12 protein-coding genes and 2 pseudogenes are annotated in these 9,291 nt (G+C 64.5%); 7 read left to right on the top strand and 7 right to left on the bottom strand.

Features of this window, described 5'->3' with window-relative positions; all coding sequences use genetic code 11:
- Positions 1-248: pseudogene (locus tag M8859_RS36550) on the bottom strand (transposase family protein); the annotation flags it as partial.
- Positions 249-481: 233 nt separating this feature from the next.
- Here M8859_RS36550 and M8859_RS37155 point away from each other — a divergent pair.
- The 3 genes from M8859_RS37155 (at position 482) to M8859_RS36540 (ending at position 1,761) form a co-directional block, all read left to right on the top strand.
- Positions 482-817, top strand: coding sequence for a transposase (locus M8859_RS37155; protein WP_443678233.1), 336 nt, complete (start codon positions 482-484; stop codon positions 815-817).
- Positions 780-1,460 carry a transposase gene (locus M8859_RS36545; RefSeq protein WP_195141129.1) on the top strand — a complete coding sequence of 227 codons (681 nt, stop codon included), beginning with the start codon at positions 780-782 and terminating at the stop codon, positions 1,458-1,460. Before M8859_RS37155 ends, M8859_RS36545 begins: the two co-directional genes overlap by 38 nt.
- A 106-nt stretch (positions 1,461-1,566) precedes the next feature.
- Entirely contained in the window at positions 1,567-1,761 is a 195-nt protein-coding gene (locus tag M8859_RS36540; protein WP_195072131.1) for a hypothetical protein, read from the top strand.
- Positions 1,762-2,954: 1,193 nt separating this feature from the next.
- Here M8859_RS36540 and M8859_RS36535 read toward each other — a convergent pair.
- From M8859_RS36535 to M8859_RS37140, 5 genes and pseudogenes are all read right to left on the bottom strand, one after another.
- The gene (locus M8859_RS36535) at positions 2,955-3,299 is read right to left on the bottom strand and encodes a Tn3 family transposase (protein ID WP_249645667.1); all 345 of its coding nucleotides are present in this window, start codon (positions 3,297-3,299) and stop codon (positions 2,955-2,957) included.
- A 448-nt stretch (positions 3,300-3,747) separates the two neighbouring features.
- Positions 3,748-4,380 carry a GNAT family N-acetyltransferase gene (locus tag M8859_RS37870; protein ID WP_372492980.1) on the bottom strand — a complete coding sequence of 211 codons (633 nt, stop codon included), beginning with the start codon at positions 4,378-4,380 and terminating at the stop codon, positions 3,748-3,750.
- Between the two features lie 406 nt (positions 4,381-4,786).
- Positions 4,787-5,164 carry a hypothetical protein gene (locus M8859_RS37150; protein ID WP_283780409.1) on the bottom strand — a complete coding sequence of 126 codons (378 nt, stop codon included), beginning with the start codon at positions 5,162-5,164 and terminating at the stop codon, positions 4,787-4,789.
- Entirely contained in the window at positions 5,079-5,402 is a 324-nt protein-coding gene (locus tag M8859_RS37145; RefSeq protein ID WP_236565816.1) for a transposase, read from the bottom strand. The genes M8859_RS37150 and M8859_RS37145 overlap by 86 nt, the downstream gene beginning before the upstream one ends.
- Before the next feature lie 118 nt (positions 5,403-5,520).
- Positions 5,521-5,733 (bottom strand): annotated as a pseudogene (locus tag M8859_RS37140) (IS701 family transposase); the annotation flags it as partial.
- A 150-nt stretch (positions 5,734-5,883) separates the two neighbouring features.
- On the opposite strand from M8859_RS37140, the gene M8859_RS36525 reads away from it, so the two are divergent.
- Together M8859_RS36525 and M8859_RS37865 are read left to right on the top strand one after the other, a co-directional pair.
- Complete coding sequence (locus tag M8859_RS36525) at positions 5,884-6,171, top strand: transposase (protein ID WP_159930942.1); 288 nt, start codon at positions 5,884-5,886, stop codon at positions 6,169-6,171.
- Positions 6,171-6,875, top strand: coding sequence for an IS3 family transposase (locus tag M8859_RS37865; RefSeq protein ID WP_372492979.1), 705 nt, complete (start codon positions 6,171-6,173; stop codon positions 6,873-6,875). Before M8859_RS36525 ends, M8859_RS37865 begins: the two co-directional genes overlap by 1 nt.
- Here the strand turns inward: M8859_RS37865 and M8859_RS36520 are convergent.
- Positions 6,772-8,148 carry an IS30 family transposase gene (locus M8859_RS36520; RefSeq protein WP_249645668.1) on the bottom strand — a complete coding sequence of 459 codons (1,377 nt, stop codon included), beginning with the start codon at positions 8,146-8,148 and terminating at the stop codon, positions 6,772-6,774. The two genes, M8859_RS37865 and M8859_RS36520, sit on opposite strands and share 104 nt — an antisense overlap.
- A 44-nt stretch (positions 8,149-8,192) precedes the next feature.
- Here M8859_RS36520 and M8859_RS36515 point away from each other — a divergent pair, with 44 nt between their 5' ends.
- Together M8859_RS36515 and M8859_RS36510 are read left to right on the top strand one after the other, a co-directional pair.
- The gene (locus M8859_RS36515) at positions 8,193-8,504 is read left to right on the top strand and encodes an IS3 family transposase (protein ID WP_195072134.1); all 312 of its coding nucleotides are present in this window, start codon (positions 8,193-8,195) and stop codon (positions 8,502-8,504) included.
- Positions 8,501-9,139: a hypothetical protein gene (locus M8859_RS36510; protein WP_249645666.1), complete on the top strand. Its 639-nt coding sequence runs from the start codon at positions 8,501-8,503 to the stop codon at positions 9,137-9,139. The genes M8859_RS36515 and M8859_RS36510 overlap by 4 nt, the downstream gene beginning before the upstream one ends.
- Positions 9,140-9,291 lie beyond the last annotated feature (152 nt).

Below are 9,291 nucleotides of genomic sequence, written 5' to 3'. Positions count from 1 at the left end.
GGGCAAACAAGCCGCCGGACCCGGACCCGCACGACCACAGGGCGTCCGTCGAGCGGCACGTCCGCCACCGTCCGCAGGTAGTACCCGTGCACCCGTGCGGACTCGGCTCCGCAACCTGGTCAGATAGCCGGACCGCCGGGCGTCCGGGCCCGCACCGCGACCTGCTCACCCTCATCAACCACTTCCTCCACCACCAACGGCGACAAACCCGAAAATGCCACGGCGGCAGAAACATTCACCTCGCACACCGCAACATCGTGCCGTCACGGCGACATCACCACCGAAAGTGGGACAGAGCCGTTGTATTTACAGTCCCCGCTAACACGACAGTTGTAGTTCGTTACCTGTAGGTTGTTGGTGTGTTGGAAGATGTTGTGCCGCAGGATATTGCGGTGTGGCGGGCGAGTCTGGATGATGTGTTCGCTCGTGTTGCGGGGGCGTTCGGGCGGGCGGGGCCGCGGGGGGGTGGGCGAGGGCGTATGTGACGGGGTTGCTGGCGCCGGTGGAGCGGAAGAACTCCTGGCAGCTGGCCGAGGCGGCGGGAGCGGTGAGTCCGGATGGGTGTCAGCATCTGCTCAACCGTGCGCGGTGGAGCGCCGATGAGGTGCGCGATCAGGTCCGCTCGTATGTGGTCGAGGCGCTGGCTTCACCCGATGGGGTGCTGGTGGTCGATGAGACGGGGTTTGTGAAGAAGGGACTGCGCTCGGCTGGGGTGCAACGGCAGTACTCGGGCACCGCGGGCAGGATCGAGAACTGTCAACTGGGTGTGTTCCTCGCTTATGCCGATCGGCTCGGGCCGGGCGTTGATCGACCGTGAGTTGTCTCTGCCGCAGGCATGGATCGCAGACCGCGACCGTTGCGCTGACGCCGGTGTGCCCGAGAACCGTTGGACCCGAGGAGTCTTGACCAAGCCACGGTTGGCTGAAGCGATGATCGGCCGGGCGCTGGCCGCGGGCGTGACCGCCGGGTGGGTGACCGCCGATTCCGCCTACGGACGTGACGGCAGATTCCGGGCGTTCCTGGAGTCGAACCGAATGCCTTACGTAGTGGAGGTGCCGGTGAGGCACACCATCACCGACGTCGATGGCCGCCGAAGAGTCGATACCCTGATCAGCCGCGCCCCCGCCGAAGCATGGCACCGGGTCTCGGCCGGCCAGGGAGTCAGGGGTGAACGCGAATACGACTTCGCCTGGGCCACCCTGCCGGCCATCGACGACATCCCGGCCGGTTTCGTGCTCCCGTGCTGCATCCTCGCCGCCATCGTCATCCCCGCCGTCCCCTCGGTCGCTTCGAGCGATTGTGCCGCCCGGCCAGCTTTCGCCCTATCACGCGGGTCCCTCCGGCACCCCGTCCCTGACCGCTGGCCGGTGTCGGACACGCGCTTCCACGACGGTGAGTTCCGAAGGAGGGCTGCCGGAACGGTGGATGCCACCTTCACCCCGGTGGACGCTCGTAGATGACGATCGAGTCTGCTCCGATCAGCCAGCGCCCACCCGCGATCGGCATGTCGGATGTCTCCACATAGATCTCGACTGCGACGCGCGGACAGCTAGCGTCGGACGTCGTGTGCGCGGGTTCGCCGACAGCGGCCCGCACGTCGCCGCCGGTGATCTCGGCCGCGCCGCATACCGCAACGGCAGCCCACACGACCATTTCCAGACCACCACAGACTCCCGCGACGCGGTCCTGGCGGCCTTCACCGGTTGGATGGATGATCGACCAGGCCGGCAGGACCCCTTCACCTGGACCGAACTCCGCTGACAGCGGCTACTGCCGAACGCCCCCGTCCACAGGATCTGACAATATCTCCGGGGTCAGGTCAATCTATAAGTTGGTGAGCGGTGCGGGAGAATACACCAGCGTGACGCACGCGGCCGAGAGCGGCGCGTCCACGCCGATGCTGATGGCCTTGTCCGGTCGCACCTCGGTACGGTTGCTGGCCGAGTAAGCGAAGGTATCGGCAGAGGCGCTGTGCCGCTGGCAGGCTCAGACCGACCCCGCTGCCCGTCGTCGGCGGTGACGCCAGAGGCGCGGGAGCGGGCCCGAGCGCGCTATCTACCAGGGACCTCGCCCGAAACTGACTACCGGCGAGGTCAACCGGTCTGCGTTGGACCCGGTCGGCGGATTGACCATATAGTCGGTCAGTTCTTTGACGGATGTCATCTTCAGAACATCCACAGTCGATCGACTACCGTTCTCAGCTACGTGGAAATGACCTGGCGGCGGCCAGAAACTGTACACCTCGGGTGATCTGTCGACGCCCTCGCCAAGCATGCGTCCTGTGGCAACCGCAACATGGGCCAACCGGGTCTCCTCCGCGGCCCAAACTACCAAGTCTCCACGCCGCGGCTGTCGACCGAGATGCCCATCACCCGGTGGGAAAGGTTGCAATCCATGAGGCGCAAGCATTGCTTTGAAGCGTTCTTCCCATCCAATAGTCTCATTAGTCGTCGAGACCTTGTCATGCGGCAACGTCGTGGAATAATTTGCGGAAACCACTCATAGATTCGACGGACGTCGGCATGCTTGAGTGCGCCGGAACGGACTCCGGCGCACAACAACATGTCCCAGCAGGACAGCACCACATCCCGGTTCAGCGGTGGTAGCGGGGTCCCATCGGGTGAGCGTGCCCACGTCTCGAACGTCCGGTTCAACCATATTTCCCCATGTCGCCTCGGTGCCCAGCATCCTGCCCAGTTCGTCCGCGACCAGTAGGGGAGCATCCGGTCTGTGCTCGCCAGCAGGCTCATCGTGGGTGGATGCTGGATCCGGCGACAACTCGTGCCGCGCAGCCTGGTCTCCAAGATGCTTGTCGAGGTCAGGGATGCGTTCAGCAACTCCGTGCTCAAGCTCGCCGCTGACGTATTTGGTGTTGCCTGCATGCCATGTACACGCCTTCCTTGTTGCCTCGGTGAGGCGATGGACGGCCTCGTCCATGGTTCGGCCGAATCGCCTCACCGGTCGTCGGGGGTGGCCGGGGCGCGTAGTGGCCAGGGCCGCCCGTCCAGGTCGGGCAGCACGAAGCTGTGGTGCCCTTCCAGGCCGAGGTGGGCGCGGATGAACGCCGACAGCCGCGCCACGTCGGCGTCGGGCACCGGGTAGCCGTGTCCACGCAGCACACTCAGGGCGTGGTCGAGGTAGCCAGTGTTCCACAGCACCACGCAATTCAATCTCAGGCCCAACGCGGAGAGCTGGTCCTCCCTGCCCTCGTAGTACGCCTTGGCCAGACCAGTGCCGTCCATGGCATATTTCAGCCGGGCGGCGGCCGAAGTGTGGCCTTCACCAAACTCATGGTTCACAGTCCCCGTCCGCGCCTATCGGGCGGCCTCTGTAGGCCTTTCCGATGTGCTCCGCAATGTTTGGTATCTGGCGGTTTGCGCAATCCATCGGCTATAGCCTGGGCGAGCCGAGCTACTCTCTGACAACAACCCTCACGCCCTGCTACCTCGTGCACGGCTGGCGCTGACACCGCTCCGCTCGTTCGGCAGTCTCCACTCCTCGAGAGGATTGAATCGTCTTTTTCCGCCGTCACGCCACGCGGTATTCCCGGCCGTGGTGAGTGCGCGGCGCCAGCTGACCCGAGGGAGCGGCAACGCTTGGGCCCCAACGCAAACGGTCGTCCGCGATAGACCCCGCGCGGCGAGCAGCCGCCGGGCCTCGTCCCAGCATCGCCTGTCACAAAATACACACCGACACAACACATCGAGGCCCTGACTAAGACTCTGTCTCACAGAGATGGGGCTAAACTCAGAAGATCGGTAGTCGTTGCCTCATGTGCCAATGACGTCCGCGCCGCGATCGCCAGTGCAGCCCGCGCCGTGCCGAATCGAACGGATGTCCAAGCATCGGATGAGGATGACGCGCTGCGAACTCCTCGGCGGTAATACTCATGTTGATCATGTATCGAACGTGGCCGCGAAGCACCTCGGTATCAGCGACGCTCCCTAGTTCGCGGAAACCAACGACGCCATGTAGCGCCAAGGAACCGAGGTTGCCAGCATAGACCCAGATGTCACATTTGCGATAGCCGCATGCACCGAACATGTGTGCAAGCAGTACGACGATCGAGTCTGTGGCGTAGCCACATCGCCGAAACATGGGCGCGATGCCAACGGTGTAACTGAATAATCCTGCGTTCGAACCGAGTTCGCAGACACAGAGGGACCCTACTACCATCCGATTGCGCAGAGACTCGATCGCGAAGTGATGATCGCCGCGTAGATCGGCTCCCGACGTCCTGTGCGTTGCCCAGAACTGATGTCCTCCCACTGGTGCCGATGCACCCAATGCTGCCGAGGCCCGGTCGAACCGGACGAACGCCCCATGGTCGGCGGGTTCGATGTTGCGTAACCGGGTCTTCCTTCCGCAAAGAGTTGACATCGAACCGAGGGACGACCCTCGGGAGTTCCGGTACGAAGAGTGCGCGACCATCGAGGCTGATGGTAGCAACGTCGTCCTCGAATCTCATCTGCAGCACATTGCTCACTCGCCACTGGCTGCCGATCTAGTACTCCAGCCGGACTTCGTTTTCATGGTGTGGTGTGGGATCGTTGTTGGTAGTGGCTGGTGCGGGCGTGGTGTTGGTGTCGTCGTCGCCATGTGGACCAGGCCAGTCGATGCCCGATACTGCGGGCGGGGCGGGTGACGAGTACGGCGAAGAGATGTCGGATCTCGTTGCGAGTCAGCGCGATAAGTGTGGTTTTGGCAGGTTGTCCAGCGCTGGCGGGGGTGGTCGGGGGCGGTTCGGTGATAGCGAGGGCGGTGAGGAAGGCGTGGGCCAGCATCGCTAGGATCGTCCAGCGCCGCCACGATGACCATCGGCGGACCTGGTGCTGGTCCAGTCCGCATATAGGCCCTTGGCGGTCTGAAAATTTGCCTCGATCGACCACCTGCGCCCGGTCACGGCCACGAGCGCGCTCAGCGGTACGGGTTCGGGTGCGTAGCAGCGGTAATAGGCCAGTTCGCCGCTGGTTCGGTTGCGGCGAATCAGAAGCCACCGATGCCCGGTCGCCGCGTCGTCGGTGTCGGCGCTGATGCCGATCCAGGCCCAGTCGTACTCTCGTGGACCCTTCGCGCCATCACCAGCCGACAGGGGTTGCCAGCCGCGGCGCGGCACCCGGGCGGCGAGCTCGTCGGCGCGGTAGCGGCCGGTGGCGGTGTTCACGCGCCGGTCGCGGGCCGATGGCCACCACGTATCCGACGCCGCGGTTCTCGAGCGCGCCCCGCAGCGCGGGGTCGGCGCCGTACACCTCATCGCCGGTGACCCAGGCGGCGGCGACTCCCGCGTCGAGAGCGCGCACGATCATCTTGCGCGCCAACGCGGGTTTGGTGGCGAAGCTCACGTCGGCGGGAACTCCGGCCTCGGCGCAGCGGGCGCGGTCGGTGGTCCAAGGCTTCGGCAGGTACAGCTCGGTGTCGAGGAACGCGTGACCGGTCTCGGTGGCGTAACCGGGATCCCGCGACCTGTGAATTCTCGATACGTCCAGCGGTGCCGGTGTATTGGCGCTGCACCCCGACGGTCTTGGTGCCCTTCTTCAGGTCGCCACTCTCGTCGACCACCAGGACCGCCCCGGCGCTGCCGAGATGCTCGAGCACATAGTCGCGCCAGTCATCTCGCAGCCCATCCTCGTCGACCCCCGCTGCCGACAGCAGATGCTGCATCGCATCCGGACTCGTGTCGCCGGCATGCTCGGCCAGTGTCCAACAGTCCTTGTTCGGCAGCTCCGACACCATCCCAGCCAGCATCTTCGACGCGGTCCGGCGAGTCTCGACCCGGCAGAACCTCGAACCGACACGCATCCTGAGATCCTCGAACTCTGAGGTTGCCCCGGTCTTCCGGACACCGACAGTGAGGCGAGATACTCGCCTCCGAAAGGAGTCTGGATGCCACCAGCACACCCACTGGAGTTCCGTCAGCGCGCGATCGAGTTGGCCCGCAGCAGCGACAGGCCGATCGGTCAGGTCGCGAAGGGCTTGGGGATTTCTGAGTCGTGCTTGCGGAACTGGCTCAAAAGAGCCGACATCGATGAGGGCGCACGTGAAGGCGTGACCAGCACCGAACGCAAGGAGCTGGTCGAGCTGCGGCGCAAGACTCGGCAGCTCGAACTCGAGAACGAGGTGCTCCGTAAGGCGGCGGCCTACTTCGCGCGGGAGAACGTTCTCCCAAAATAGTGTTCCCGGTGGTCGCCGAATTGGCCGAAGCCGGCGTCCCGGTCACGGTGGCGTGCCGTGTGCTGCGGGTGTCGACCTCCGGGTACTACGAATGGAAACATCGCGGTGAGTCCGCGCGTGCCTGCGCCGATCGTGAACTCGCCGCCACGATCGACGATATCCACACCGCTTCACGCGGTACTTATGGTGCTCCGCGGGTGCATGCCGAGCTGCGGCTCGGTCGAGGGATCCGGGTGGGTCGTAAACGCGTGGCCCGGCTGATGCGCAAGGCTGGCCTGACCGGGGTCTTCCGTCGTCGTCGAGGTTGCACGACACGGGATCGGCAGGCCAGTCCACATCCGGACCTGGTCAACCGCCGGTTCGGCGCAGCTGGCCCGGACCGGCTGTGGTGTATGGATGTGACCCAGCACCGCACCAACCAGGGCTGGGTGTACTGCGCGGTCGTGCTGGATGCTTTCTCCCGCAGGATCGTCGGGTGGTCGATCGCAGATCATCTGCGTGCCGAGTTGGTCTGCGACGCGTTGGACATGGCCAGGTGGCGGCGCCGACCTCCCGCGGGTCGAACGATCGCCCATTCCGACCACGGCGCTCAGGGCGAATTCAACTGGTCGACGCAACATTTCGTTGTTGAAGGGATTGTAGGTGTAGTTCCATCGCCTCGGTCGGCGTGCGCCACCCGAGGACCTTCCGCGGTCGCGTGTTGAGGGTGTATGCGACGGCCGCGAGGTCCTTAGCGGTCCACCGCGACAGGTCGGTGCCCTTAGGAAAAAATTGGCGCAGAAGGCCGTTCGTGTTCTCATTGGTTCCGCGCTGCCATGGACTGTGCGGATCGGCGAAGAAGACCGGGACACCGGTATTCGATGTCAACTCCGCATGGGCCGACAACTCCTTACCTCGGTCCCAGGTCAGAGACTTGAGCATCGGCTCGGGGATCTTCCGCAACGCCGCCGAAAGCGCTTTGTTCATCGATGATGCCCCGTAACCGCTCAGCGCGGCACCGTTCTTGACCGGTGCCATCTCCCTCCAGCCATCCTCGCGGGGCAGGTGGACGAGGACGGTGAACCGGGTGGACCGGTCGACGAGGGTTCCGATCGCCGAGCGATCGGTGTCGATGATGAGATCACCCTCCCAATGGCCCGGGTTCGCGCGGTTCTCGGCTTCGGCCGGCCGGTTGCCGATCAGCACCTCGGGCGTGATGTGGGCCCAGGCGACGCGTTTGGACCGAGCTCGAAGCATGCGCAGTGCCCGGCCGGTTCGCAGAGTCAGGATCAGTTCCCGATCGAGGGCGCCGCGTCCTGCGATGTATAGTGCCTGGTAGATGGCCTCGTGGCAGATCCGCATCGACTTGTCGTCGGGGAAGTCGATCTTCAGTCGGTGCGCGATCTGCTCCGGGCTCCACGCCTGAACCCATTGCCGGTCCGAGCGGTGCGGTTTGTTGCGGCCGGTCCAGGTTCCCGTCGCCGGCCCGGCGGCGGCCCTGCCCTTCGCATCGGTGATCCGCCCCGCTAGGCGCTGCTGTACGTAGTCCCGAAGTTGTTTGTTATCAGCGAGTTTCGCCGTTTTCGGGCGTCTGGCGAACAGTTCGGCTTTCCACTGGGCGACCGAGGCGCGGTAGTCGAGCTTGCCGCTGCGGGTCGCGGCGTTACGCCGCAGCTCACGAGAGATTGTCGACGGGCTGCGACCCAGCGCCCGCGCGATCTGCCGCACACCCTTGCCCTGCACCCTGAGTAGCGCGATCTCCTCACGTTCGGCGAAAGACAGGTAACGGCCGCCTGGCCTGGCCCAGGAATACGGTGACATCCCGCCAGCATCACGGAACCATCGACTGCCCTTGACAGGCGATACCCCCACTGCTACACCAGCTTCCGCTGGAAGCAGGCCCTCGGCGATCTTGTCCCAGAACAGGCGCTCCACCGCCCGCGGCATCCCTGGAGCCCCCGGCGACCGCATCGGCGTTCGTCCGGTGACCTCCCGCATCCAGTCCGACGGCCTTCCCATAACACCCTCCGCGACCTCGGGTGTTGCGTCCACCGGTTGAACCTGAGCAGTACACCAGCTGGGCGTTCGGGCAGCGCATCCGCGCGGCCGGACTGCTCGGCTCGATGGGATCGATCGGGGACTGTTTCGACAACAGCATGGTCGAAAGCTTCTTCGGCACCATGCAATTGGAGTTGCTCGACCAAAAGGCATGGGCCACGCGTCAGGAACTGGCGAACGCGATCTTCGACTACATCGAATCCTTCTACAACCCGACAAGGCCACACTCGAAGATCGGAATGCTCAGCCCCGTAGAGTACGAACGAACCCACACCCCCACTCACACAGCCGCGTGAGCATCACACCCAACCCGTCCGGGAAACAGGGGCAATCTCACTTTGTATTGATGTGTGCCGACGCGGGGGTGTCGCCGATCGAGGCCGAGAAGCGCGCAACCTTGCTCAGTGAGGTCGATCTGACCTCGACAGTGCGAGCGGTTTCTGAACTGTGGTCGAAGCTCGACGACGCGATGACGAACGAGCAAAAGTTCAAACCGTTCCAGTTGGCGTTTCTTCGGTCGACCGGCGCGCCCTGGGCTCAAACGCTGATGCCGCGTGTCCGTAACGGAGACTTCCTTGTCCCTCCGCGCGCACTTACTCAGCTCACCAGAGAGATCTTTGAGAACGCGGCGATCGACTCAGAAGCCGACCCCGCTAGCTCCGAGGTACTGGCACGCCTGATCCTTTCGACCAACAACGAGCAGAACCGGAGCGAATACAGCGACGACGGGCTGGTATCTCCCGAGGTGATACAGCAGATGAGCGCCGACGCTGCTGCCCGCGACGTCGAGCAAACCATCGCCGCTATGCGAGAGCACATGCTTGCAGAGGTATCGAACGCCCTCGCCGGCCATCCGGCTGCTGGAGGTGCTGCAGGCCAACACCCAGGAGCTGTGGTTCCGGCCCTGGCCGGAGAAGGTGACCCACGCTGATCTAGGGGCCAATCCTGCCGAGGCCTTCGCCAGTGGCCGGTCCCCGATAATGCGACCACCCGGGAGTAGAGCCCGGGTTGTTCGTCAGTTGTCAGTTGATCCCGCAGTCCACCGGGTGGTGGGTGTGGGTGCAGGCCGCAGCGTACTCAGCC

It is taken from the genome of Nocardia sputi, assembly GCF_023501985.1.
This window is presented reverse-complemented; position numbering and strand designations above follow the sequence as displayed.